This window comes from Vagococcus elongatus, from assembly GCF_003987645.1.
GTDB lineage: Bacteria > Bacillota > Bacilli > Lactobacillales > Vagococcaceae > Vagococcus_A > Vagococcus_A elongatus.
On the sequence record NZ_NGKA01000013.1, the window covers coordinates 26,696 to 52,427 of the forward strand.

At 39.6% G+C, this 25,732-nt stretch carries 27 protein-coding genes and 1 pseudogene; 24 read left to right on the forward strand and 4 right to left on the reverse strand.

Annotation, left to right across the window (positions count from 1 at the left end):
- Positions 1-7: 7 nt before the first annotated feature.
- Positions 8-175 carry a DUF3042 family protein gene (locus tag CBF29_RS09050; protein WP_126809408.1) on the reverse strand — a complete coding sequence of 56 codons (168 nt, stop codon included), beginning with the start codon at positions 173-175 and terminating at the stop codon, positions 8-10.
- A 194-nt stretch (positions 176-369) separates the two neighbouring features.
- Here CBF29_RS09050 and CBF29_RS09055 point away from each other — a divergent pair, with 194 nt between their 5' ends.
- From CBF29_RS09055 to CBF29_RS09080, 6 genes are read left to right on the forward strand one after another with little or no spacing between them, the layout of a single operon-like run.
- Complete coding sequence (locus tag CBF29_RS09055; RefSeq protein WP_126809409.1) at positions 370-858, forward strand: DUF7832 domain-containing protein; 489 nt, start codon at positions 370-372, stop codon at positions 856-858.
- An 8-nt stretch (positions 859-866) separates the two neighbouring features.
- Positions 867-1,625 (forward strand): glycerophosphodiester phosphodiesterase, encoded by a 759-nt coding sequence (locus CBF29_RS09060; protein WP_126809410.1) that lies wholly within the window; start codon positions 867-869, stop codon positions 1,623-1,625.
- Entirely contained in the window at positions 1,615-2,574 is a 960-nt protein-coding gene (gene miaA, locus CBF29_RS09065) for a tRNA (adenosine(37)-N6)-dimethylallyltransferase MiaA (RefSeq protein WP_126809411.1), read from the forward strand. Before CBF29_RS09060 ends, miaA begins: the two co-directional genes overlap by 11 nt.
- Positions 2,571-3,800 (forward strand): GTPase HflX, encoded by a 1,230-nt coding sequence (hflX, locus tag CBF29_RS09070; protein WP_126809412.1) that lies wholly within the window; start codon positions 2,571-2,573, stop codon positions 3,798-3,800. The genes miaA and hflX overlap by 4 nt, the downstream gene beginning before the upstream one ends.
- Entirely contained in the window at positions 3,797-5,053 is a 1,257-nt protein-coding gene (locus CBF29_RS09075; RefSeq protein ID WP_126809413.1) for a methionine gamma-lyase family protein, read from the forward strand. The genes hflX and CBF29_RS09075 overlap by 4 nt, the downstream gene beginning before the upstream one ends.
- The gene (locus tag CBF29_RS09080) at positions 5,043-5,237 is read left to right on the forward strand and encodes a hypothetical protein (RefSeq protein ID WP_126809414.1); all 195 of its coding nucleotides are present in this window, start codon (positions 5,043-5,045) and stop codon (positions 5,235-5,237) included. The genes CBF29_RS09075 and CBF29_RS09080 overlap by 11 nt, the downstream gene beginning before the upstream one ends.
- Positions 5,238-5,244: 7 nt before the next feature.
- Here the strand turns inward: CBF29_RS09080 and CBF29_RS09085 are convergent, their stop codons facing one another.
- Both CBF29_RS09085 and CBF29_RS09090 read right to left on the reverse strand, forming a co-directional pair.
- Entirely contained in the window at positions 5,245-5,538 is a 294-nt protein-coding gene (locus CBF29_RS09085) for a DUF1827 family protein (protein WP_126809415.1), read from the reverse strand.
- 209 nt (positions 5,539-5,747) lie between these two features.
- Entirely contained in the window at positions 5,748-7,973 is a 2,226-nt protein-coding gene (locus CBF29_RS09090) for an ATP-dependent Clp protease ATP-binding subunit (protein WP_126809416.1), read from the reverse strand.
- Positions 7,974-8,121: 148 nt separating this feature from the next.
- Here CBF29_RS09090 and CBF29_RS09095 point away from each other — a divergent pair, with 148 nt between their 5' ends.
- The 3 genes from CBF29_RS09095 (at position 8,122) to ptsP (ending at position 10,457) form a co-directional block, all read left to right on the forward strand.
- Positions 8,122-8,310, forward strand: coding sequence for a hypothetical protein (locus CBF29_RS09095; RefSeq protein ID WP_126809417.1), 189 nt, complete (start codon positions 8,122-8,124; stop codon positions 8,308-8,310).
- Positions 8,311-8,469: 159 nt separating this feature from the next.
- A complete protein-coding gene (locus CBF29_RS09100) occupies positions 8,470-8,736 on the forward strand; it encodes a phosphocarrier protein HPr (protein ID WP_126809418.1) in 267 nt (88 codons plus the stop codon).
- Entirely contained in the window at positions 8,736-10,457 is a 1,722-nt protein-coding gene (gene ptsP / locus CBF29_RS09105; RefSeq protein ID WP_126809419.1) for a phosphoenolpyruvate--protein phosphotransferase, read from the forward strand. Before CBF29_RS09100 ends, ptsP begins: the two co-directional genes overlap by 1 nt.
- A 45-nt stretch (positions 10,458-10,502) precedes the next feature.
- Here ptsP and CBF29_RS09110 read toward each other — a convergent pair.
- A pseudogene (locus tag CBF29_RS09110) lies at positions 10,503-10,634 on the reverse strand (transposase); the annotation flags it as partial.
- A gap of 156 nt (positions 10,635-10,790) precedes the next feature.
- Between CBF29_RS09110 and CBF29_RS09115 the strand changes: the two are divergent.
- The 15 genes from CBF29_RS09115 to CBF29_RS09180 all read left to right on the forward strand — a co-directional run bounded on the left by CBF29_RS09115 (position 10,791) and on the right by CBF29_RS09180 (position 25,524).
- On the forward strand, positions 10,791-11,909 hold the full coding sequence (locus tag CBF29_RS09115) for a hypothetical protein (protein ID WP_126809421.1): 1,119 nt from the start codon (positions 10,791-10,793) through the stop codon (positions 11,907-11,909).
- A 454-nt stretch (positions 11,910-12,363) separates the two neighbouring features.
- Positions 12,364-12,492: a hypothetical protein gene (locus CBF29_RS14135; protein WP_281272916.1), complete on the forward strand. Its 129-nt coding sequence runs from the start codon at positions 12,364-12,366 to the stop codon at positions 12,490-12,492.
- Between the two features lie 485 nt (positions 12,493-12,977).
- Positions 12,978-14,024, forward strand: a complete 1,047-nt coding sequence (locus CBF29_RS09120; protein ID WP_126809422.1) for an LTA glycolipid anchor biosynthesis glycosyltransferase, IagA/BgsA family — start codon at positions 12,978-12,980, stop codon at positions 14,022-14,024.
- 26 nt (positions 14,025-14,050) lie between these two features.
- Positions 14,051-15,295 carry a glycosyltransferase family 4 protein gene (locus CBF29_RS09125; protein WP_126809423.1) on the forward strand — a complete coding sequence of 415 codons (1,245 nt, stop codon included), beginning with the start codon at positions 14,051-14,053 and terminating at the stop codon, positions 15,293-15,295.
- Between the two features lie 106 nt (positions 15,296-15,401).
- Positions 15,402-16,304 carry an NAD(P)-dependent oxidoreductase gene (locus CBF29_RS09130; RefSeq protein ID WP_281272917.1) on the forward strand — a complete coding sequence of 301 codons (903 nt, stop codon included), beginning with the start codon at positions 15,402-15,404 and terminating at the stop codon, positions 16,302-16,304.
- 82 nt (positions 16,305-16,386) lie between these two features.
- The gene (locus tag CBF29_RS09135) at positions 16,387-16,620 is read left to right on the forward strand and encodes a YkuJ family protein (protein ID WP_126809424.1); all 234 of its coding nucleotides are present in this window, start codon (positions 16,387-16,389) and stop codon (positions 16,618-16,620) included.
- A gap of 57 nt (positions 16,621-16,677) precedes the next feature.
- Positions 16,678-17,688 carry a signal peptide peptidase SppA gene (sppA, locus tag CBF29_RS09140; RefSeq protein WP_126809425.1) on the forward strand — a complete coding sequence of 337 codons (1,011 nt, stop codon included), beginning with the start codon at positions 16,678-16,680 and terminating at the stop codon, positions 17,686-17,688.
- Position 17,689: 1 nt separating this feature from the next.
- Complete coding sequence (locus CBF29_RS09145; protein WP_245987332.1) at positions 17,690-18,337, forward strand: RDD family protein; 648 nt, start codon at positions 17,690-17,692, stop codon at positions 18,335-18,337.
- A 1-nt stretch (position 18,338) separates the two neighbouring features.
- Positions 18,339-19,295: a hypothetical protein gene (locus CBF29_RS09150; RefSeq protein WP_126809426.1), complete on the forward strand. Its 957-nt coding sequence runs from the start codon at positions 18,339-18,341 to the stop codon at positions 19,293-19,295.
- Between the two features lie 97 nt (positions 19,296-19,392).
- Positions 19,393-20,676 carry a trigger factor gene (gene tig, locus CBF29_RS09155; protein ID WP_126809427.1) on the forward strand — a complete coding sequence of 428 codons (1,284 nt, stop codon included), beginning with the start codon at positions 19,393-19,395 and terminating at the stop codon, positions 20,674-20,676.
- 140 nt (positions 20,677-20,816) lie between these two features.
- Entirely contained in the window at positions 20,817-22,067 is a 1,251-nt protein-coding gene (gene clpX, locus CBF29_RS09160) for an ATP-dependent Clp protease ATP-binding subunit ClpX (RefSeq protein ID WP_126809428.1), read from the forward strand.
- A gap of 125 nt (positions 22,068-22,192) precedes the next feature.
- Positions 22,193-22,786: a ribosome biogenesis GTP-binding protein YihA/YsxC gene (gene yihA / locus CBF29_RS09165; protein WP_126809429.1), complete on the forward strand. Its 594-nt coding sequence runs from the start codon at positions 22,193-22,195 to the stop codon at positions 22,784-22,786.
- 428 nt (positions 22,787-23,214) lie between these two features.
- Positions 23,215-24,051 carry an ABC transporter substrate-binding protein gene (locus CBF29_RS09170; protein ID WP_126809430.1) on the forward strand — a complete coding sequence of 279 codons (837 nt, stop codon included), beginning with the start codon at positions 23,215-23,217 and terminating at the stop codon, positions 24,049-24,051.
- A 92-nt stretch (positions 24,052-24,143) separates the two neighbouring features.
- Positions 24,144-24,779, forward strand: a complete 636-nt coding sequence (locus CBF29_RS09175) for an amino acid ABC transporter permease (protein ID WP_126809431.1) — start codon at positions 24,144-24,146, stop codon at positions 24,777-24,779.
- A gap of 1 nt (position 24,780) precedes the next feature.
- On the forward strand, positions 24,781-25,524 hold the full coding sequence (locus CBF29_RS09180; RefSeq protein WP_126809432.1) for an amino acid ABC transporter ATP-binding protein: 744 nt from the start codon (positions 24,781-24,783) through the stop codon (positions 25,522-25,524).
- The last annotated feature ends 208 nt before the right edge of the window (positions 25,525-25,732 follow it).

A 25,732-nucleotide genomic window follows, 5' to 3' on the forward strand; every position in this document is an offset into this window, starting at 1 on the left:
TGTTTCATTATCTTGCGTAGCTTTTACGCATTGCTTTTCTACGATTGTCTTCAATCATGTTTTCTTTTTCTTCGATAGGCTCAATAATTACTTTTTTTACACCAAAGGCGACCCCAGCAACTGCTGCCAAAGTAAAAACTGTTCCAGCTAAAAACCCAGAAGTAAATTTTTTCATCGGACATCATCCTTTCCTATGCTTACATTATCCAATATTTGCTTTATAAAATCCAGTATCAGCATAAGCTTTGCACAAAAAATAATAGTTAGGTGAATTTCTGGCTGTTTCGTCATATAATAGATAGGGTGGTCTGGAAAAATAGGCCTTTTATATCTATTTGAAAGAAGATACGTACATAGAAGGAGTTAGTTATGACAATCGATCAATCAGCGTGGCATTATGAGGTGCCGGATTTTCCGCGGGAGCTGGCAAATGAACAGGGAGGGGTACACATTGCCTTTTTTCTGCGATGGATGATAGAAAATGGATTTTCGGGAGCGGAATTGCAAGAGGAGTATCCTGACATTCAAAAAAAAGTAAAAGAAAACGAGATAGAGGCGTTTGATCTTTTGACTGTCTTTTTTGATGGTGTCTTGTTAGAAGAAGACTTTACGCCAGAAGGTGCCAGATTTGCCAATGCATACTACTTGGAAAAAGAAACCTTTTCCCGAGCAAACGGAAATTATTTAGAAGATTATGAAGGCATCATGCCCCAGCTGGAACATATCAAAGGTTTTGAAAGAATTTATCAAGGGGTCATTTACAATGAATCTAATTATGAAGAAGTCAAAAAAACCGTAGACAGACGTTTTAAAGCATATCAAAAATGGTTAGAAAATAATTCTGACCCAAAGAGATGAGGATAGAAATGGCAACAATAAAGACTAAAGTTTTTGCTCATCGGGGGAGTAAGGGAACCCATCCGGAAAATACATTGCCTGCATTTGAAGAAGCAGTCGATTGCTTGGCTGAAGGGATTGAACTGGACGTTCATTTATCCCGAGACGGTCAGCTGATTGTGATGCATGATGAAAAAGTAGACCGGACAACGGATGGCCAAGGTCGGATAGCAGACTTGACTTTGGCGCAACTAAAAGAGCTTGACGGGGGAAGCTGGTTTTCCGAAAAGTTTGCCGGAACGAAAATCCCCACCTTGCCGGAGGTGACATCATTCCTGCAAGAAAAAGCATACCGGGGTACATTGAATATCGAAATCAAAACAGATGTGATCCAGTATGAAGGGATAGAACAAAAAGTAAATGATTGGATGGAAAGCCGCCAGTGGTCTTTTACTTACCTATATTCAAGCTTTCACTTTCCGTCTTTGGAGAAGCTGGCGCTCATTGCACCAGATACTCAGAGAGCCTTTATTATGTTTGCTGAAGAAGAATTGATTCAGCTGGGAGTGTATAGCCCAATCATCAGCGGTCTTCATCCAAAGTACACGTGGATTGAAAAGCAATCCCCAAATGTGTCTGACTTTCCCAAAGATTTGCGTCCATGGACGGTCAATAAAAAAGAGCAAATGATTGACTGCTTTAACAAAAAATTGACAGCGATTCACACAGATTACCCGCAAAAAGCACTAGAGGTAAGAAAAGAGTGGCAAAATAAATATGGCGGCTAAACAAAAAATTATTGTAATCGTTGGACCGACAGCTGTTGGTAAAACGGATTTGAGTATCAACTTGGCGAAAAAATTCCAAGGTGAGATTATTAGCGGGGACTCTATGCAAGTCTACAAAAATCTGAATATCGGAACAGCCAAGGTAACGAAAGAGGAGCAGCAGGGAATTCCACATTTTTTGCTGGATGAGATTGAAATGACGGACCGTTATTCAGCAGGTGATTTCCAGACATCAGCCCGAAAACACATCAAAGAAATTGGCAATCGGGGACATCTTCCAATAATCGTCGGTGGAACAGGATTGTATATCCAAGCTTTGCTATTTGATTTTACTTTAGGCGGACGTGAAGATAACACAATTGAAAAGCAGGCTATTCGTCGGCAGTGGGAGGAAATATCAGAAACCAAGGGAAAAACATTTGTCTGGGAACATCTAAGGCAGATAGATCCAGCGGCAGCAGATACCATTCATCCTAATAATCTCAGGCGGGTGATACGGGGAATAGAAATCATGGAAACAACTGGAAAGAGTATCACAGAGCAACAGGGAGACATCACCGATTTATCTGCCTCGCTATATGATGTAAAGCTGATCGGTTTGACGACGGACAGAGAGTTGCTCTACGAACGAATCAATCACCGGGTGGATTTGATGATGAAAGAGGGGCTGGAGGACGAAGCACGGATGGTGTTTGAGACACCAGATGCCCAATCGGCTCAGGGGATCGGCTATAAAGAATTTTTCCCTTATTTTTCTGGTGAGATGTCATTAGAGGAAGCTGTGACCCAAGTGAAACAAAATTCTCGTCGTTATGCTAAACGACAACTGACGTGGTTCAGAAACAGGATGAACGTTTCTTGGTGGGATTTAGTCCAGAGACCTGAAAAAATTTCTGAATTAGAAGAGGAACTGGCAAAATGGCTTGAACAAAAGGAGGAAGAGGGTTGAGAGAAAGAGTTTTAGTAGTTGGTGTTGAAACTCCTGAAAATTTTGAGTTCTTCCATGAATCGATGAATGAATTAAAAAATTTAGTGGAGACAGCCCAGGGAGAAGTCGTGGCTGAACTTGTTCAAAAACGGCCTAGAGTTGATTCGAAAACGATTATCGGCCAAGGAAAGATGGCGGAATTGAAACAATTGATTGATGCTCATGAAATTGATTTAGTGGTGTTCAATCAGGAGTTGACGCCTAGACAGGGGATTACTATTCAAGAAAGACTTGATTTAAGAGTCATTGACAGAGTCCAGCTGATTTTGGACATTTTTGCCATGCGGGCTCACTCTAAAGAAGGTCAATTACAAGTAGAGTTGGCGCAGCTGAGTTATTTGCTGCCGCGACTAGTTGGAAAAGGGCTGGAATTATCCCGGTTGGGAGGCGGAATTGGTACGCGAGGCCCCGGGGAGACACAATTGGAAACAGACCGGCGCCATATTCGCCGGAAAATCACCAGCATCAAACGTGATTTAAAAGAGGTGACGGCACATCGGGAACGCAGCCGTCAAAAACGTCAATCGGCACAAGTCTTTCAGATTGGATTGATTGGCTATACGAATGCCGGAAAATCAACGATTTTAAATAGTTTGACGGATGCTGATGCCTATTCTCAGGATGAATTGTTTGCTACGTTGGACCCGTTGACTAAACGTTGGAAAATCAATCAGACAATGGAGGTCACGTTGACTGATACCGTCGGGTTTATTCAGGACTTGCCGACCCAGCTGATTGAGGCTTTTCAGTCTACCCTTGAAGAAAGCCGGGTGATGGACTTGTTGCTTCACGTGGTGGATGCCAGTTCGCCGGACCGGGACTTGCAAGAAAAAACAGTGATGTCCTTGCTGCAGGATTTGGAGATGGAAACTATCCCGGTGCTGACAGTCTATAACAAAATGGATTTGGTGGCTTCCCATGAATTTGCGCCGACACTTTTTCCTAATTGTCAATTGTCAGCTCATGAACCGGAGGGCAAGAAAATTTTAGAGCAGGCGATTATCGAAGAAGTGAAGAAAATTTTTTCACCTTATCAGTTAACGTTTGAGCCTGATGACGGGAAAAAAATTCACGAGTTAGGCAAACACACTTTAGTCACTTCCCGAACGTTTGATGAGGACGAAGAAGTGTATCAGGTCAAAGGTTATGCACCAAAACATTCTAAATGGATCGGAGATAATAAATGAGTTGGAATCAATTTTTAAATGAAGAACTATGTCAAAAAATATCATTGGTGGACAAAAAAATAGAAGGAAAAAGAAAAGAAATTCAGGAAATCGCTTTGACTAATCAGGCGAAGGTGCTGGCGGCATTCAGGCGTCATCATGTTTCTGAAAGTCATTTCGCCATGTCTACAGGGTATGGCTATGATGATATGGGCAGGGATGTTTTAGAGGCTGTTTATGCGGAAGTGTTCGGCGCAGAAGATGGGATTGTGAGACCCCAAATCATTTCAGGCACCCACGCGATTGCTACGGCATTGTTTGGTGTCTTGCGTCCTGACGATGAGTTGGTCTACATTACGGGAACACCTTATGATACTTTGCTCGAAGTCATTGGCATCAATGGAGACGGTATCGGTTCCTTTAAGGAATATAATATTTCTTATAACGAAGTGAAATTAAAAGATGACGGAAGTGTAGATTTTGACGGTGTATTGAAAACAGTGTCTGAGAAAACGAAGGTGGTAGCTATCCAACGCTCACGTGGATACGACCAGCGTCCGTCGTTCACTGTGGAAGAAATCCGGGAGATGGTGGCGTTTGTCAATAAACATTTTCCAAAGGCAATCACCTTTGTGGATAATTGCTATGGGGAGTTTGCAGAAACTATCGAGCCTACGGAGGTAGGTGTTGATTTGATGGCCGGGTCATTGATAAAAAATCCCGGGGGCGGCATTGCAAAAACAGGAGGGTATATTGTTGGGCGCAAAGAGCTGATTCAAAAATGTGCTTATCGGCTGACCACACCCGGCGTGGGAAAAGAAGCAGGCGCGATGCTTTATAGCGGTCATGAGATGTTTCAAGGCTTTTTCTTAGCCCCTCATGCAGTCAGTCAGGCGATTCAAGGAGCCATATTTACTGCTGCCTTACTGGAAGAGTTCGACATTCATTCCACACCAAAGTGGGCAGATATCAGGACAGATCTGATTCAAATGATCGAGTTGGAAGAACAAGACAAGATGGTGAAATTTTGCCAAGCCATTCAAAAGTATTCCCCAGTAGACGCACATGTGTCCCCGATCCCAGCGTACATGCCGGGGTATGAAGATGATGTGATTATGGCGGCGGGAACCTTTATTCAAGGTGGCAGTTTGGAATTAACTTCGGATGGGCCGATTCGTCCGCCTTATCGTTTGTATGTGCAGGGGGGATTGACTTACGAACATGTGAAGATTGCCGTCAGCCATGCAGTGCAAGAAGTGTTTTTTGAGAAATAAAAAAATCTTGTTTGGATTAAACAAGAAAGAAGTAACCAATAAAAAAAGCAAGACTGATGACAGCGACGACATGCAACTAAAATATTTGTTGTCTAAAACACGCAAAGCAGACGGTAAACGTGTGCCGGCTGTTTTCAGAGAACAAGTAGTTGTCATGTTTTCACTGGATTCAGTCTTTGAATGATAGCAAGTCAGCTCGCAGCCCCTACAGGAATAGAAATCTCAACGAGATGATTCGTTCGAATGTGATTTAACTTGGAGATACCTTGGTGTTTCGGGAGCAATTTGTCTAAAACAAAATTAATTTCACTGTCTTTGACTTTGCGATTTTTATTCTGGATGACGATTTCATTATGGGTGGGTGCTTCACTATATATTACATTGGTTTTTCCGACAGTATAAACTCTCACCAAGTGACTGTCAGTGTTTTCAAGCTGACTAGTGACGAGTTGTGGATAACTGTTGGTGACATCAATTAGCTTCATCTTCTTACCTCCCTTAAAAGATAATTTATTAGCTTAATTGTACCTCTTTTTTTAAGAAAATGAAACAGAAAGTATCAGTGTATCTAAATAGAGTTTTGCTTTTTAACGATGTTTATTTTCGTAAAATTATTTTTTTAATGGAAATTCATTTTATTTTAGCAACAGACATATCAAACTGTTATTATTTTAAAAGTAAAAGAGACTCAATCTTAAGATTGAGTCTCTTTGATTTCCATTTGTTTCGCTACCTTTGCATGAACTTTAATCGTTCCATTTTCATCGAGATAAGCTTCAAAATTCGTTGTCTCTGGATGATCAAGATAGAAACTGGCCAAATTGTCTTCCAGTTGTTCTTGAATGACACGACGTAGAGGTCGGGCCCCCATCTCAGGATTGTAGCCTAGATCGACAAGTTTTTCTTTTACATTTGCTGGGACATCAATATATAATTTTTGATCCTCCAACATCTGATTGACTTCATTTATCATCAAGTCGACGATTTTCAGCAAGTTTTCTTTTGATAACGGCTTAAATTCTACGATACCGTCAAAACGGTTCAAGAATTCAGGCTTAAAGTAATTGCTTAGTTGTCCAAGCACTGATTGGGTCGTTCCTTCACGAATAGCACCGAATCCTACATTAGCTTCAGAAGTTCCTGTTCCGGCATTACTAGTCATGATTACTAACGTATCCTTGAAGCTGACTGTTCGTCCTTGGGCATCTGTTAAGCGTCCATCTTCCAATATTTGCAGGAACATGTGCATAACATCTGGGTGAGCTTTTTCAATCTCATCAAGCAGGACCAGACTATACGGAGAACGGCGGACCTTTTCGGTCAATTGCCCCGCTTCTTCATAGCCTACATATCCGGGAGGAGAGCCTATTAGTTTGGAGACGCTGTGCTTTTCCATGTATTCGCTCATATCTAAACGGATCATGGCTTCGGTGGAACCGAACATTTCAAAAGCCAGTTGTCTTGCCAATTCAGTTTTACCTACCCCTGTTGGTCCAACGAATAAGAATGAGCCGATTGGACGGTTTTTCTTATTCAATCCAATACGGTTACGTCGGATGGCTTTGGCCACTCTGTCAATCGCTTCATCTTGACCGATGACTTTCTTTTGCAATTCGTCAGCCAAATATTTCAATTGATTTTGCTCTTTTGCTTTCAACTCTCCGACAGGTATGCCGGTTTTTTGTTCGACGATTGTTTCCATATCTTTTTCAGTGACCACAGGCATATCTTTATCGGGCACTTGATTATCTTTCATCTTCTCTAAAGTGGCTATCTGATCACGATAGTAAGCTGCCTTCTCGTAATCTTCTTCTCTCGAGGCAATTTCTTTTTGTTCAATCGCATTTTTTAAACGAGTTTCTAACAATTCAGGGTCCACCGTTTGAATGGTCAGATTTTTCTTAGAGCCGGATTCATCAAGCAAATCAATGGCCTTATCTGGCAAGAATCTGTCCTGAATATAACGGCTGGATAAAGAGACCGCACTTTCGATAGCTTCATCTGTATAGGTTACATGATGATAATCTTCGTAACGTTTTTGGATACCTTTCAAAATAGCAAGAGTCTCTTCCTGTGTAGGTTCATCGACTTGAACAGGCTGCAATCTACGCTCTAACGCAGCATCTTTTTCTATGACGCGGTATTCATTTAAAGTCGTGGCACTGACCATCTGTAATTCTCCGCGAGCTAACGCAGGCTTCAAGATGTTTCCAGCATCCATACTTCCGTCACCAGCACTGCCGGCTCCAACGATTTCATGGACTTCATCAATAAACAAGATGATTTTTTTGTCGGCTTCGACTTCTGACATTAGCTTTTGCATCCGTTCCTCAAATTGACCTCGAATGCCTGTTCCTTGAACAAGGGAAACAACGTCCAGCTGGATGACTTCTTTATCCTGAAGTTTTTGCGGGACTTCACCGCTAACGATTTTTTGAGCCAGACCTTCGACTACAGCGGTTTTTCCGACGCCGGCCTCCCCGATTAGCACAGGATTATTTTTAGTTCTTCTATTTAATATTTCGATGACACGAGTAATTTCGTTATCTCGTCCGATGACAGGATCGATTCGACCTTGTCTAGCTTCCTCAGTCAAATTCACACCATATTCTTCAAGCAACGTTCCTCCCCCTTGTTGAGCAGGCCCTTGAGGAGGCATGCCTCCGCGACCGCTTTGAGTAGGAGGTGTTTGTCCGAACTGGTTAGGTGTTTGCCCTTGTTGGGACAATGCACGGTACCAATCCTCGATAGAACTGAACCCATAAGGATCTTTAGACATATTGGGATTCATTGTTCCTTTATATTTGGCATTCAATTCGCGGTAACAATTTTGGCAAAGATAAACTTTTTGAGTCTCATGACCATTAAAAACAGTAAAATGGATTGTAGCTTCATTTTGCTTACAGTTTTGACAAAGCATTCTTTTTTCACATCCTTCAAAATGAATAGCCAAACAAGGTGTTGACCTTGTCTGACCTTTAATAGTATTATATCATTAAATGGTAAACTTTCAAGAAATAGGCTTTTTAATAACCGAAAAAATATTAGGCGAGATAGGATGAGTGATGATGAGTGAAAATCCATACAAATTGAAGATTGATCAGCTGATTGCTGGGGAAATATCAGAATTAATCGTACCAAAAGCTGAGTTTATGAGCTTTCGCGATGTTTATCTGGCGCACCCTGAAAGAAAAAAAATAGCGGGGGAAGCAAGGCTGGGCGGAGAAGTTAGATATCAAATGATCAAAAACCAGTGAATCTATCAATTAAAAAATAAAAAAGTTGTAAGTAACCGCAAAAGATGGTAATCTAAACAGATGAGGGGGCTTTTTTTTCGTGGCAGCACGATGTTTTTCGCTTTCAAAAATAAGCCCTAAAATAAAAAAATATCTTCATTTAAAGGAGACGGATCAATTATGGAAAAAAAAGATTTTCACATCATCGCAGACACAGGGATTCATGCTCGCCCAGCTACTTTACTAGTACAAACTGCTAGCAAATTTAATTCAGATATCAATCTTGAGTATAAAGGTAAATCAGTTAATCTGAAATCAATCATGGGTGTTATGTCCCTAGGTGTTGGTCAAGGAGCTGACGTGACGATTTCTGTTGAGGGAGCTGACGAAGCAGAAGCTATGGCAGGAATTGTAGATACAATGAAGAAGGAAGGACTATCAGAATAATGTCAGAGATGCTAAAAGGAATTGCTGCTAGTGACGGCGTTGCAATTGCAAAAGCGTATTTACTGATAGAACCTGATCTTTCTTTTACCAAGCAAACAGTAGAAGACTCCGAGGGAGAAATCACCCGTTTGAAACAGGCTTTGGCAACGTCCACTGAAGAAATTCAGAAAATCCGTGACAAAGCTGCGGAAACTCTTGGAGAGGCAGAAGCACAAGTCTTCGATGCCCATTTAATGGTTCTTTCTGATCCTGAATTAACAGGTGCAATCGAAACTAATATTACAGATAATAAAGTTAATGCAGAGTCTGCATTAAAAGAAGTGACGGATATGTTTATCGGCTTGTTTGAAGCAATGGAGGACAATCCTTACATGCAAGAACGTGCAGCAGATATCAAAGACGTGACTAAACGCGTATTGAGTCATTTGTTGAATGTTAAACTGCCTAACCCTTCGATGATTAATGAAGAAGTCGTTGTGATTGCACACGACTTGACACCGAGCGATACTGCTCAGCTGGATCGTCGATATGTTAAAGCTTTTGTTACTAACATCGGCGGCAGAACTTCTCACTCGGCAATCATGGCTCGTTCCCTGGAAATCCCTGCAGTCGTAGGGACAAAATCGATCACTAAGATCGTGAAGGACGGGGATATGCTTGCAGTGGATGGCATCGCCGGTGAAGTGCTTGTTCATCCTACTGAAGATGAAATCGCTAAAGTGAAAAAAGTTGGCGAAGATTTTGCCAAGTTAAAAGCTGAATGGGATAAATTGAAGGATGCAGCAACAGTAACTGCTGACGGCAAACATTTGGAATTAGCTGCAAACATCGGGACACCTAAAGATTTGGAAGGTGTCAACAACAACGGTGCTGAAGGTATTGGTTTATACCGGACAGAATTTCTTTATATGGATTCTTCTGAACTTCCAACTGAAGATGATCAGTTTGAAGCCTATAAAGCTGTGCTTGAAGGAATGAGCGGCAAACCAGTCGTTGTTCGTACGATGGATATCGGCGGGGACAAAGAATTGCCTTACCTGCCATTACCTCACGAAATGAATCCGTTCCTGGGTTACCGGGCACTACGAATTTCATTAGTCGAAGATGGTATTTTCAGAACACAGTTACGTGCTTTGTTAAGAGCATCTGTTTACGGTCAATTACGTATCATGTTCCCTATGGTAGCAACTTTAGTAGAGTTTCGCAGTGCTAAAGCAATTTTGGAAGAAGAAAAAGCTAAGTTGATTGACGAAGGTGTCAAAGTGGCTGATGATATCCAAGTGGGTATTATGATCGAAATTCCAGCAGCGGCAGTCATTGCTGATAAATTTGCTAAAGAAGTTGACTTTTTCAGTGTGGGAACAAACGACCTTATTCAATATACAATGGCTGCAGACCGCATGAATGAACGGGTTTCTTATTTGTATCAACCATACAACCCATCAATTCTGCGTCTATTGAAACACGTCATTGATTCTGCACATGCGGAAGGCAAGTGGGCCGGTATGTGTGGCGAGATGGCTGGGGATCAAACGGCTGTTCCATTGTTGATGGGATTAGGTTTAGATGAGTTTTCGATGAGTGCTACAAGCATCTTGAAAACCCGCAGCTTGATGAAACGTCTTGACACAAGTAAAATGGCTGAATTAGCGGACAAAGCAATCAATGATTGCGATACTGCTGATGAAGTTGTTGCGCTAGTGAATGAGTACGTAAAATAACGAATGAAATCAGAAATCTACCTAAGCAATTTGCTTAGGTGGATTTTTTTCGTATTTTTTTAATTGCCCATTAAATTTTTCAATCAGATTGGTGGAATAGAAAGTTCGTCTGGTTGAAGAAGGGAAATAATAGAATGTTAATATAGCGAGACTCAGGAGTAGCTTGGCCAATCTGGGGAATTTTTCGCTTTTTCAATTAATGTTAGTTTAAAAGGCAGCGGCTAACTTATACTTGACATTTGGGAAGTTTCTATAAAAAAATGTGTTGCCATATCTTTCTGCTGTTCATTTATGATACAATTTATTACAGGGAAACACTGACAGGAGAATCCTATGAAAAAAAGAAATCTATGGCTGCTGCTTCTTTTTGTGCTGACTTTAACCGCCTTTTTTGGTGTCGCTCTTTTTGTTATGCCCCTATCGGAGCATGAGGCTCAAAAAACACCTGCTACAACATTTAAAGGAATTCAATCTGAAAAAAAGCAGCTTAAAGTCCTAAAAAGATATCCGACAATTTATCATAGCTCAAGCTGGAAAAATTCTGATGCTATGATTCCGATTCCTGGCCTATATCAGACCAAAACACTTGATGATTCAAATACTATCACTGCCTGTGATGCTATGACGCCTCAGGGACTGGCAATAACAGATGACCATGTTTTTATTTCCGCCTACTGTCATAATCACGAGCACAATTCCGTTATCTATATAATGAACCATTATAACTATGATTTGCTTAATACTGTTGTCATGCACGGTAATCCCCATGCTGGTGGACTAGCATTCGATGACAACTTTGATAATTTATGGGTCAGCACGACCGAAGGAGTCGCTGCCATCAGCCTGGAACATTTGCTGAACTATGATTTAGATATCGTGAAAAAACCAGTTGGCTATGATCAGGATATGAGACTACATGATATTCCTAGAAGTTCTGTCATCACCTCCTATAATGGTTTCTTAATTGCTGGTCATTTCAAAAAAAAGACCGAAGGAAAATTAACTCTTTACGGGATGGACTCGCAGGGAAAACTACTGGATTCAACTCTAGTTTCCCAAACAAACGATAATCCCTCCTATGATTTATACTATAATGCAGAAACGCTTTCCGTCGCCAAAATGCAAGGAATCGCACTTTATGATAACTATGTTATTATTTCTCAATCTTATGGCAAAAAAAATTCTTCCTTGTATATTTTTGATATTAGGGTGGCTGGTAATGTTTTTGATGTGGAAAAGGCTACTTATAAAATAGACTTTCCGCCTTATCTAGAACAAATAACCATCCACGATGATCAGTTATATGCTCTCTTTGAGAGTGGTTCTAAAGGTTATAGGGAAAAAACAGAAAACCGCTTTGATTATGTACTCAAAATCCCTTTCAAAGAGCTGTTGTTCCAACAACAACAGGAATATCCATTACTACTCCCGCAAAAGTATAACAAAAAATAATTTGTGGTAAAGTTTTTCTTTCTGCAAAAATGTCATAGGAAAATCATCTGGTAAGAACCGTTTTAGTGCTCTTTTAGTTTAACATTTGAAATGCTGGTTCTAGTGCTTAAGATACAAGGGTGAGTCCAACGCTTTAAAATAGAGAAAATCCCATGAAATCATTCTTTAACTCACTGATTTTATGGGATTTTTGATTTCTTTATTCGAGCCTTAAAAACCACTTTTGGTCCTGCCTTTTTTACAATCTGTACTCATCATTCATGACATAAAATGACATTGGTGCTTTAGATATCAATTGGGGATAAGTCCACTTTGATTCCAGTTGGCTTCTTTGTATTTATACGAAGATATTTAAGGCTTTTTGGCACCGACTGATAATTTTTAAAATCATATTTCTTCATAAAAATAAATTGTACTTATACAATAAGCATATAAATTTAAAGGAGGTTTTATTATGAAACAGATTGACGTACATATTGATTTTTCTTGCCCTTTTTCTTGTCTTGGTGGTGAAAAATTTATTCAGTTCTTAGAGAAGGACGCATTACCCTTAACATCTGTCAAATTCAGAAGTTTCCAATAAAAAATAACAGCAGCTTCGATAATTTTATAACCGTTTTTGATAAGATGTGATGACTCTCGTCTAAGGTATTTTCTTAGACGTTTTTATTATTGCTAGATTGTCTACTTTATTACCTTAAATCTGATTTTTTCAGAATTCCATCTTAAACTGTTTTTTGGCTCAATGTATCCTTCTTATAAAAAGTAAGTTTTCTTGTCAAAAAAAATTCACTTGGGACTGTTGCCAATGGTTTTTTTCTTGTAGACTTTCACAAAATTATATGGACGTTATCTAAAAATCTTTGTTTTTTCCCGAAGTAATAATTGCTAATGGGTCTTTGGCACAATAGAGACTTTATAGTAAGAATGTATAAGAATATGATATAATTTTTAATGAATCAACTCTCAGACTATAGTTTGATTTTAGAAATGCTTTTTTATGCTATAGTTGAACTAACAACCAAATAGTTTCAATATTAAAAATATTTGGTGGACGGGAGAAATGTTATGAAAGTACTGTTATACTTTGAAGGGGAGAAGGCACTGGGGAAATCGGGTATCGGCCGGGCGTTGGAACATCAAAAGAAAGCATTGGCAGCGTCAGGCGTGAACTATACGATGGATGCCAGTTGCACGGATTATGATGTTGTACATATCAATACTTACGGACTGAAAAGCAGAGCCATGGTCCAAAAGGCCAAAAAGGCAGGCAAAAAAATTGTTTATCATGCCCATTCAACGGAAGAAGATTTCAGGAATTCATTCATCGGATCCAACCAACTGTCGCCGCTGGTAAAGAAATATTTGATTAGTTTATATTCACAGGCTGACCATATTGTGACACCAACTGATTATTCAAAGGAACTTATAAAAAGCTACGGCATTACAGTACCTATATCAGCCGTTTCCAATGGCATTGATTTAGAGAAGTACAAAAAAAGTGAAGAAAAAGAGACTGCCTTTCGCAATCATTTTAATATTAAAGACGGAGAAAAAGTTATTATTTGTGTCGGTCTATTTTTTGAACGAAAAGGAATTATCGATTTTATTGAAGTTGCAAAATTATTCCCTGAGTATCGTTTTATCTGGTTTGGCCATGTGCCTCTGATGTCCATTCCTTCCCACATTCGCAAAATCGTCACGGAAGATCACCCGGAAAACGTTGAGTTTCCAGGATATATCAGAGGAGAAATCATCGAAGGTGCCTACTCTGGCAGTGATTTATTCTTTTTCCCTTCGTATGAGGAAACAGAAGGAATAGTAGTATTGGAAGCAATTGCCAGTCATCAAAATCTGCTGGTACGTGACATTCCTGTCTATGAGGGGTGGCTGGATAAAGATATCAATTGTTATATGGGGAATAATAATGAAGAATTTGCAGAACTCTTACAGCAGATTATTGAGAAGCAAAAGCCTGATCTGAGTAACATCGCCTACGAAGTAGTGGAAAACAGAAGTATAGAGAAGGTTGGCGAAGAGTTGAAAAAAATATACACATCAGTGTTGGATGAAAAAATATTATCAGAAAATTCTAAAACAGCACATCAATGTTAGGATTGAGTTGATTTGGAGGAAAATTCATGAGAATAGGCCTGTTTACAGACACTTACTTTCCTCAAGTGAGCGGTGTGGCGACTTCTATCAAAACTTTAAAAATTGAACTTGAGAAGTTGGGTCATGAAGTCATCGTCTTTACAACGACGGACCCGCAAGCCAAGGATGAAGACCCGACGATTGTTCGTTTACCCAGCATTCCGTTCATTTCATTTAAAGAACGCCGTATCATGATCAGTGGCATGGCAGATGCCTACGAATGGGTGAAACATCATCATTTGGATATCATCCATACACATACGGAATTTGGTGTGGGCTGGTTAGGAAAATATATTGGAAAAAAACTAAATATTCCGGTGGTGCACACGTATCACACGATGTATGAAGAATACCTGCATTACATTGCCAAAGGAAAGCTGATAAAACCAAGCCATGTGAAGCAGGCGACCTTAGCTTTTTCCCGCGGATTGAGCGGCATCGTCTGCCCGAGTCAGCGCGTCGTGAAAAAAATGAAAGAGTACGGTGTCAGAGCTCCTTTGAGAGTGATTCCGACAGGTATTGAAGTCAGCAAGTTTTATACTAGAGAAGCCCAGCTGCCCGAAACTAATATCAGGGAACAATTAAAAATCACTGAAGATGATATACTGTTGCTGTCTTTAAGCCGGATTTCTTATGAGAAAAATATCCAAGGGATTATCAAAGGACTGCCGAAAATTTTGGAAGAGATGCCCGGAGTCACATTGATGATCGTAGGAAATGGGCCTTACAAGGCTGCCTTGGAAGAGCTGGTCGCAGGACTATCGTTGACTCATGCGGTTAAATTTATTGGGGAAGTCCCTAATGATCAGGTGAGGAATTTTTATCAGACGGCGGACTTTTTTGTTTCAGCCTCTTCCTCTGAATCCCAAGGGCTGACGTTTATTGAAGCGTTGGCTACTGGCACAAAAGTCATAGCAAAAGAGAACGATTATCTGAAGCAGTTATTATCTTCGGATGAATTAGGAAGGACTTTCAGAGAAGATCAAGATTTTCCGGAGGCGCTGATTCATTTTTGTAGTGAACAACTGCCCCTTCGTCAGGAAACGTATGAAGCAAAAATAATAGAAATATCCAGTGAACGTTTTGCTGAAAATGTGCTGAATTTTTATGACATAGCAAAAAAATATCACCAGTTGATGGTTGAAATCAAAGCGAGCATCAGCTTGCCTCATCAATTGAAGATAATGGCACCTAAAAGTTTTTTCTTAAAACGACCAAAGGATGAAAAATAAGGACAGATATGATTCTCTGCATGACAGGACGTGAGACTGCGGTGAATGATGTCTGTTTTTTTATGTGATGTGATATAATAAAGAAAAATTTAGGGAGGCTGTGAGTGTGACTAAAAGAGTAGGTTTTATTGGAACAGGTGTGATGGGAGCGGCGATTGTCAAGCATCTGCTCAAGGCTGGTTTTTCAGTGAATGTATATAATCGAACGAAAGCTAAAACTGAAGGCTTGCAAAAGGCAGGGGCAGTTTGGCAGGAAACACCAAAGCAAGTGGTAGATCAAAGCGATGTGATTTTTTCTATGGTAGGTTATCCTGCAGACGTGGAAGAAATTTACTATGGAGAGCAAGGAATCTTCAGCGGTGAGATTAAAAATAAAATAGTGGTGGATATGACGACTAGCACACCAACGTTAGCAGAGAAAATTTATCATTCTGCGAAGGAACTGGGAGCTGATAGTTTAGATGCACCTGTTTCAGGCGGGGATTTGGGAGCTAAAAATGGCACGCTGACCATCATGGCCGGTGGAGGTGTCTCAGCTTATGAAAAAATATATCCGATTTTTGAAGTTTTCGGAAAAACAATCAATTACCAAGGGACTGCCGGAAAAGGGCAGCATGCCAAGATGGCGAATCAAATCATGATCGCAGGGACCATGACGGGTATGACCGAATTATTAGTTTATGCTGATGCTGCTGGTTTAGAGTTGGAAAAAATCATTGAAACTGTGGGTGGCGGAAGTGCAGCAAACTGGTCGTTAGCTAATTACGCCCCAAGGATTTTAAAAGAAGATTATAGTCCCGGTTTTTTTGTAAAACATTTTGTCAAAGACTTGAAAATTGCTCTCGATGAAGCTGAAAAAATGAAAATCTTGCTGCCGGCCACTGAAAAAGCGAAAGAATTGTATCAAAAATTAGCTGATAAAGGCTGGGAAAACGATGGGACACAGTCGCTTATTAAATTGTGGTGGGCAGATGGAAAACCAATAAGTACAGAAAAAGATGAAATTTAGATTAAATTTCTTATTATCGGTGCAACAGTCAACACTTTTTGATACAATGTAACAGGAAGTGAAACTAAAGGAGGCAGACCCAATGAAAAATTCAAAATTAGTTGCCATACTTAAACGATTGGATGCTATGACTGAAGCTACTGATAATGACGTGCAAGTGCGTCGATTTGAAAAAGACGGTGTTGAAAAGTGCTTGGTCACTTATGATGCAGCGACTGGAACCTTTGAACTGACTGAGTCAGACACACAGAAAATTTACCAATTCGATGACATTGACTTTGTTGCTATAGAAATTTTTGATTTGTTAGATGTATAGAAAAACAAAGACTCAAGATAATTCTTGAGTCTTTGTCATTTAAAAAGGAGAGAAAATATGAATACTAAAAGATGGGTGGCCATTGCTATTGCGGCAGCAATCGTCATTTTTACGATCAGCTTGCCTAGCCGCCAAACCGAAAAAGATAAGAACTTGGAATCATTGCTATCCCAAAATGGATTAGTGGAAAATGTGCTTCAAGAAGGAAGTAGCAGAAAGATTGCAAAACTGACGATTGACGGCACGATTTCTTCTCAAAGCTCAGGCAGTATTTTTAGCGAAGCAGCCTATGATCATGATTTCTTTATTCAAGCACTGAATGAAATTTACAATGATGACAATGTATCGGCTGTGTTTCTAGAAGTGAACTCACCCGGTGGCGGTGTCTATGAAAGTGCGGAAATCGCTCGTTTAATCAAAGAAATTCAGACAGACCGTAAATTACCTTTGTATGTGTCAATGAAAAATATGGCGGCTAGCGGAGGATATTATGTTTCTGCAAGTGCGGATAAAATTTTTGCTACTGAGGAAACAATGACCGGTTCAATCGGTGTCATCATGTCCGGATTGAACTTTGCAGAGATGCTGGATGACTTGGGAGTCGAGGACACTACCGTAAAAAGCGGAGAGATGAAGGATGTTGGCTCATCTACACGTAAATGGACAGATAAAGACCATGAAGTTCTCCAATCCATGATCAACAATTCGTATGACCGCTTTGTAAACATTGTTTCTGAAGGTCGCGGGATGGATGAAAAAGTAGTCAGAGAAATTGCTGACGGGCGGATTTATGATGGCAAGCAAGCTTTAGAAAATGGTTTGGTCGATGCTATCGGATTTCCAGAAGAGGCTTTGGCAGCACTTCAAGAAGATCATGACTTAAAAGATGCGACGGTTTTTGAATATGAACTGAACACAGGTTATTTTTCTAAAAATTTTCCATTTTTAAATGTTTTTACAAAGCAGGATATCTTTCAAAGTAAGAAAGCAACGACTCAAACAGAGTTGCTGCAACAAATTGAAAATCCCGACACACCTCAAATGATGTATCTTTATGGAGGTGAGTAGCATGGATAAGCATTCTAATGATTGGCAGGAGATTTCTCGTGATGGTGCTGAAAAAGAACCCAATCGTCCTGCTTCAGCCAGTGATGATATGAAAGAATCGTCAACAGAAGAGCAGCAAGTAACGTCTTTTGATTTTCAAGAGACCGATGACACACCAGAACATTTTTCACTGTTAGGGAAAAAGCCGCCTAAAAAAAATCTTCACTATCAATTTCCTAATTATTTTTATGCAGGCTTTTGGATGCGATTGTTTGCTTTTTTGGTTGATTTGCTGCTGATTGCCTGTTTGAAAACCATTCTCCTCGGCAACGTTTTAGGAATGTCTGCGAACGGTCTGGTTTATACTATTGGCGCCTTGATTTGTTATTTGGGATATTTCATCTTCATGACAAAATTGACCAATGGACAAACGATCGGCAAAATGATTTTTGGTTTAAAGGTTGTTTGCTTTAATGAAGAAAAACTGAGTTGGACGACGGTGCTTATTCGAGAAGGTGCGTGCCGTATCATTCTAAAAAAAGGGTTCTTCATGATCGGCTATCTTGTGGCAGCTTTTTCACCTAAAAAACAGCACATTGGTGACATGTTTTCAGACACAAGTGTTGTCAGCTTAAATCTCATCAAAGCTTATCAAGGATTAGAGGCCTAAAATGTGTGAAGATCTGTTAAATTTCCCGCAAAATTTTGAAGGACACTTGCGTTTAGGAGAAAACTTTTTGCTGGATGGGAAAACCACGGAAGCCATTAGTCATTTTGAAGCAGCTTACGATGAAAAAGATAGTTTAGTTGCAAACCAGTGGCTAGTGGAAGCTCTATCGCAAGAGAATCGCTACCAAGAAGCTTTGAAGATTGCCAATGAAAAACGCCGGGACTATCTGATAGATGCCCGGCTTCTTGATAAATATCTGGAACTATTATTGGGGACGCAACAATTAATCACTTGTCGGATCATCGCCCTATCTTACTTAAAAGAAGCCGAAAAAATTGCGGCTATCGAACAACGTGTGGCAGAAATAGAGAAGTTTCTTTCAACTTATCAAAGCCAGCAGTTAGCCGAAAAAATTGAAAGACTTAGTTCTATGCAGCCAAAATCTTATGAGCTCAATCAGTTTTTGACAGAATTAGAAACACTGCCTTTGGTGTCCTATCTGTTGTTGACTAAAAATATTTTAGGAGATTCCCGATATCCATTATTGTTGCGAACGCTGTTATTGGAAAAATTAGTTTATCTGAAAGTCGATCAAGAAGTACTGATATTCGACTTTGAAGGAAAGCAACATCAGGTCGTGCCATCACAGCTAAAACCAGTACGGGAGCAGCAGGTGTTTCTCAATGCGATAAAATATTTGCAAGATTTTTTAGCCGATGGAACAGATGAGCAGTTGACCCAGCTCACACACGAACAGCAACTGTATTTTAATTGTTTATATCCCTTCGCTGACCGCTGGATAAAAGATGAAGAGCGTTGGGTGCAAACTTGTTTGTCTCCCTATCAGGAAATCTTGGCTGTGCCATTAAAGCAGCGGCCAACAAGCGAAGGACAAACTGAAATTATGTTATTGGAAAAACTGAAAAAATCTTTAACCGAGAGTTTCGCCGGGGGATAAATGAATTTACTTCTTCTTTTATTTACATTTACCGGCATTTGTAGTACTATTGTAAAGTATGTAAATGACTATATTGATAGGTGGAGGGAATAGATAAATGACAGCCAAATGGGAAAAAAAAGGCACAAATGATGGTGTCTTGACATTTGAAATTGCTCAAGAAGTTATTCAACCAGAATTAACAAGAACTTTTAATAAAGTGAAAAAAAATCTAAGTGTACCAGGATTCCGTAAAGGAAAAATTTCTCGTACTGTGTTTAACCGTATGTATGGAGAAGCCGCATTGTATGAAGATACTTTAAATGTGTTGCTGCCAAAAGCTTATGAAGCAGCCATCGAAGAAGCTAGTATCGAACCAGTATCTCAACCAAAAATCGACGTGGAAAAAATGGATGGCGATGGTGCTTGGGTGTTGACCGCCGAAGTGACAGTAAAACCTGAAGTTAAATTAGGTGAATATAAAAACCTGACAGTCGAAAAACAAGATCGTGAAGTCACAGAAGCCGAAGTAGATGAGGCTATCGAAAAAACACGGGAAACTTTTGCTGAACTTGTCTTGAAGGAAGATGAAGCAGCAGTTATTGGGGACACTGTCGTGATTGATTATAAAGGAATGAAAGACGGCATCGCTTTTGAAGGTGGTACGGCAGAAAATCATTCTCTAGAGTTAGGCTCTAACTCATTCATCCCTGGTTTTGAAGAACAGCTGGTAGGAGCAAAAGCCGGCGATCAAACAGAAGTGAAAGTTACTTTCCCAGAAGAGTATCATTCTGAAGATTTAGCAGGTGCTGAGGCGATTTTTGAAGTAATCGTCCATGAAGTCAAAGCGAAAGAATTACCAGAACTGGATGATGATTTTGCAAAAGATGCAGATGAAGAAGTTGAAACATTTGCAGAATATAAAGAAAAAATCCGTAAGAATTTGGAAGAAACAAAGGAAAAAGCTGCAAAAGATAAAGTAGAAGAGCTTGCTATTGAACAAGCTGTTGCTAATGCAGAAATCGTTGAACTTCCAGAAGTCATGGTCCATGATGAAGTTCACCGCGCAATGGATGAATTTTTTGCAAATATGAACCGTCAAGGAATTTCTCCAGAAGTGTATTATCAAATTACCGGTACAACTGAAGCAGATTTGCATCAGCAATATGAAGTAGATGCTGACAAACGTGTGAAAACCAGCTTAGTTGTTGAGGCGATTGCAGCAGCAGAAGAATTCGAAGTCACAGAAGATGACATCAATGAAGAAATCACTAGTCTAGCTGAAAACTATGGCATGGAAGTAGAAGCTGTCCGTAGTGCCCTATCAGAAGATATGCTGAAGCATGACATCAAGTTGAAAAAAGCTTTAAGTACAATCACTGATACAGTGAAAGAAGTTTAGTCGGATACGTTTTTATGTGAGAGAAAGAGTAGAGGGGCGTCTCCTTTGCTCTTTTCTTGTTTGAAAGTGTTTAGTATCTTTATTGAACTATTTATGATAAACTTGTTTCAGAAAATGGAAAGAAAGGGAGGCCAGAAAAAATGTATGACGACACAATGGATGGTAACGGCACAGTGCGTTGCTCCTTTTGCGGCAAGTCTCAAGACGAAGTACGCAAAATTGTAGCTGGTCCCGGAGTCTATATTTGTAATGAATGTATTGAATTGTGCAAAGATATTATAGATGAAGAGTTTCATGAAACAGCTGCTCAGGAGTTTCTGGATGTGCCTAAACCTAATGAAATTTTATCCGCTTTAGATGAATATGTGATTGGCCAAGAAAGAGCAAAAAAAGTTCTCTCTGTAGCTGTGTATAATCATTACAAGCGGGTCGGCAATTTGGAAGCTCATGAAGATGATGAAGTGGAATTGCAAAAAAGTAATATTTGCTTGATCGGGCCGACGGGTTCAGGGAAAACATTTCTTGCCCAAACACTGGCTCGTACGCTGAATGTACCGTTTGCCATTGCAGATGCCACCAGTTTGACCGAGGCCGGCTATGTAGGAGAAGATGTGGAAAACATTTTACTGAAGCTCCTTCAGTCAGCAGATTTTAATGTGGAACGGGCGGAAAAAGGCATCATCTATATTGATGAAATCGATAAAATCGCACGTAAAAGTGAAAATGTTTCTATTACCCGTGATGTTTCAGGTGAAGGTGTACAGCAAGCCTTGTTGAAAATTTTAGAAGGTACTGTAGCCAGTGTTCCCCCTCAAGGAGGTCGGAAACACCCGCAACAAGAGTTTATTCAAATCGATACGACGAATATATTATTTATTGTCGGCGGAGCCTTTGACGGTATCGAGACGATTGTGAAAGAACGTTTGGGTGAAAAAATCATCGGCTTTGGTAAAACTTCAACAAAAATCGATGAAGATCAAAGCATGATGCAAGCGATTATTCCCGAAGACTTACTAAAATTTGGTTTGATACCAGAATTTATCGGCCGCTTGCCTGTGACAGCAGCTTTGGAAAAACTGACGGAAAATGATTTGGTACGAATTCTGACAGAACCAAAGAATGCGCTCATTAAACAGTATAAGAAACTGTTGGAGTTAGATGACACAGTTCTTGAAGTCCAAGAAGATGCACTAAAGGCAATAGCCAATCAGGCAATCGAAAGAAATACGGGTGCCCGCGGACTGCGTTCGATTATTGAATCTGTCATGATGGATATCATGTTTGAAATCCCTCACAGAGATGACATCAAAAAAGTCATCGTGACAAAAGAAACAGTTGATAACAAAAGTAATCCAATGCTGATTTTAGAAAATGGCAAAAAAGTAGGCTAAAGAAAAAACACGATGAAAATCGTGTTTTTTTTATGGAAAAACATTGAAAATATCTGAATCTACTTTTTTTGCTAGGCAGCTGATGTGATTTGTGTTACCATATTGAAATTGAAGAGGTGTAGAATATGAATGTCAATCAAGCAGAATTTATCATCAGTGCTGTGTCACCAAGTCAGTACCCGCAAGACGGCTTACCGGAAATTGCTTTGGCGGGGCGCTCCAATGTGGGAAAATCATCATTTATCAATTCATTGATTAATAGAAAAAATTTAGCACGTACTTCCAGCAAACCCGGAAAGACACAAACGCTGAATTTTTATCTGATAGAAAATAAGTTTTATTTTGTTGATGTGCCCGGATATGGTTACGCTAAAGTTTCAAAGACGGAGAAAGCCAAATGGGGCCCGATGTTAGAAACCTACTTTACTCAACGAGAAAATCTTAAAGCAGGTATCGTTGTAGTTGACGGCAGACATGCGCCAAGTAAGGAAGATATACAGATGTATGAATTTCTAAAATACTATCAGATTCCGACCATCGTGGTAGCGACAAAAATGGACAAGATACCTAGAGGCAAGTGGAATAAACAGGAATCTTTAGTGAAAAAGAATTTGAATTTTCAGAAAGAGGATAAATTTATTTTATTTTCTTCAGAAACAAAGCAGGGGAAAGAACAAGCTTGGGAATTGATCGAAGGGTATCTGGGATTGGAAGAGTAGAGAGGTTGCCATGAACGAGCTAAAATCACGCTGCTTTTACCGATAATATCTTTCATTAAAAGTTACAGACATAAAATCTGTAACTTTTTTTGTTGCTTTAAATGTTCACAATGTCAAGATGTAAATACATTTTCAAGTTTTTTTCAAAATCATTTGAATGAAATCTGCAAAAAAATTAAATCAGCACCACATTAAATATTCGCAAAAAAAATAATTATCACTAATTTTTTTTTAATTTTCCCCTTGACTTACTAAAACCGAATTGTTAACATTTGATTTATTAAAGCGTTTTCATTTTCGCTAAAGAGTTTTAATAAGGTGAAAATTGTTTTAATAGTTGGATGATGCACATTAAAATATTTTAAGGGGAATGTTAACAAAAATAGTCGATTGCAGACCTTTTTTGTTACTAAAAAGGGGGAAGATTTATGAGAAAAATGTTGTATACTTTTGCTTGTCTTACGCTCACAGCAGCTCTTTTTGTTCTAACAGGATGCGGCGGGGATGCTTCAGGAGGAGGTTCAAAGAAGGCTGTAGATTCATCCGATAGTACTTCTTCAATGTCAGCTGTAGACGCAATAAAGAAAAGAGGAGTGCTTACTTTGGCAACAGGTACGTACGTTCCGTTTGAATTTCGAGATGAAAAGACCAATGAAATTATAGGTTTTGATGTGGATTTCGCGCAACTGATAGCAGACAAGCTAGAAGTTGATCTGAAAGTTACTGACATGGATTTTAAAAGTATCGTGCCTTCTGTCCAGAAAGGGGACTATGATATTGCAATTGCTGCAATGTATGACACACCCGAACGTCGAGAACAAGTTTTAATGTCGGATTCGTATATGAGCACTGGTATGGTGTTGGTTGCACCGAAAGGCAATCCGAAAAAAATTACTTCTTTGGCAGATTGTGATTCTCTTGTCGTTGGTTACAAAGTAGGAGGAACCTCTGAGAAAGTCGCACTGGAAGCCATGGAAGAACATGAGATAACGTTTGTCCAAAAGGGATACGATGAGACAGTGGGACATGCGATGGACCTAGAAGCAGGAAGAGTAGACGTCGTGGTCAACGACTTGTTAAATCAAATGGAATTGAACAAGACGTTTTTAGAACAGGAAATCATCACAGAACCGTTCACAGAAGCTGATCTTTCAATCGCTGTAAAAAAAGGGAATGAGGATTTATTGAAACTCATCAATGATTTGATCAAAGAATACAAGGAAGATGGTACTTACGAGGAGCTATATAAAAAGTGGATCGAATAGTCTGTTCATTAAAAAAATACGACTATCATATGATTCATCTAAATTAAAAGATCATTTTTTTCCGTAATGGAATTTTGAAGGAGATATAATTTATGGACATTGTTATACGTAGGCTGCCGAACCTTTTGAATGGTTCTCTTTTAACACTTGAATATAGTCTTTTTTCTTTAGTGTTAGGTCTTTTATTAGGTGTGTTTATCGCGTTGATGCGAGATTCAAATTATAGATTACTATCCGGTATTTCTTGGTTTTACATCTGGGTTTTTAGAGGGACACCCTTGATGGTCCAACTATTCATTATTTATTTTGGTTTATCTCAATTTAATATTATTATGACACCGTTTGTTGCGGGAATTTTAGGGATGACACTGAATAACGGCTCATATATTGCCGAGATTGTTCGTTCTGGTATCCATGGTGTCGATGAAGGCGAAAGAGAAGCTGCTCGTGCACTTGGGATGCGCTATTGGACGGAAATGCGTCGAATCGTTGCCCCTCAAGCGGCTAAGCAGTGCATGCTGCCGATGGTTAATCAGTTTATTTCAACGATAAAGAATTCATCGATTTTATCAGTGATCACAGTTGCAGAGTTGACACGTGAAGGACAAGTTATTGCTAATTCTTCCTTCAATTATTTTCCTGTGTATATCACTGTTGCAGCTTTGTATTTGATTATGACATCATTATGTATGGTTTTGTCAAATTGGCTGCAAAGGAGGTTAGGTTAGCATGACGACTCCAATACTCGAATTAAAAAATATTCATAAAAGTTTTGGTGACAATGCAGTTCTTAGAGGTATTAGTTTTTCCATGGAAAAAAAAGAACGGATAGTCATACTAGGTCCGTCTGGGTCAGGTAAGAGTACGTTGTTACGCTGTATTAATCATCTGGAATCTTTTGAAGAAGGGGACGTGTTTTTGAGAGGCAAGCGTGTGGAAGAAAACAAACTTCATGAGTTGCGGATGCAGGTAGGGATGGTTTTTCAAAGATTTAATATATTTTCTCATATGACAGCACTTGAAAACGTCATTGAGGGACCACTTTATGTCAAAAAAATGAATAAAGAAGAAGCGATAGCAAAAGGTGAACTTCTACTTGACAGAGTGGGCTTAGGGGATAAAAAACATGCGAAGCCAAGTCAGCTTTCAGGAGGACAGCTCCAACGTGTTGCGATTGCCCGAGCACTGGCAATGGATCCGGAAATTTTGCTCTTTGATGAACCTACCAGTGCTTTGGATCCGGAGTTGGTAGGAGAAGTATTGCAAGTGATGAAATCCGTGGCGGAGGAAGGAATGTCGATGGTTGTGGTGACTCATGAGATGGGGTTTGCCAAGGATGTAGCTGATCGTGTCATTTTTATGGATGAAGGTGTCATTGTTGAGGAAGGACCGCCAGATGAAATGTTTACGCGACCAAAAACGGAACGGAGCAGAAATTTTCTTTCTCGTGTGTTAAGTCCTATGGGGGAATAGGACTTGTTAAATGGTTGAGGGAGACGGTTATCCGGTAGCTGAAAAGCTGCGGGTAACCGTCTTTATTATGTGTAACCTTCATTCTTATTGAAGACATGTTAAATATCCCATCAAAAATGAGTTCAAAAAAAGAAAGACTATTTAGTGAAAATAAATGGATTTTACGCTATAATGTAAAGAGCCAAAGGGGTACCATCAAAGTACGCCT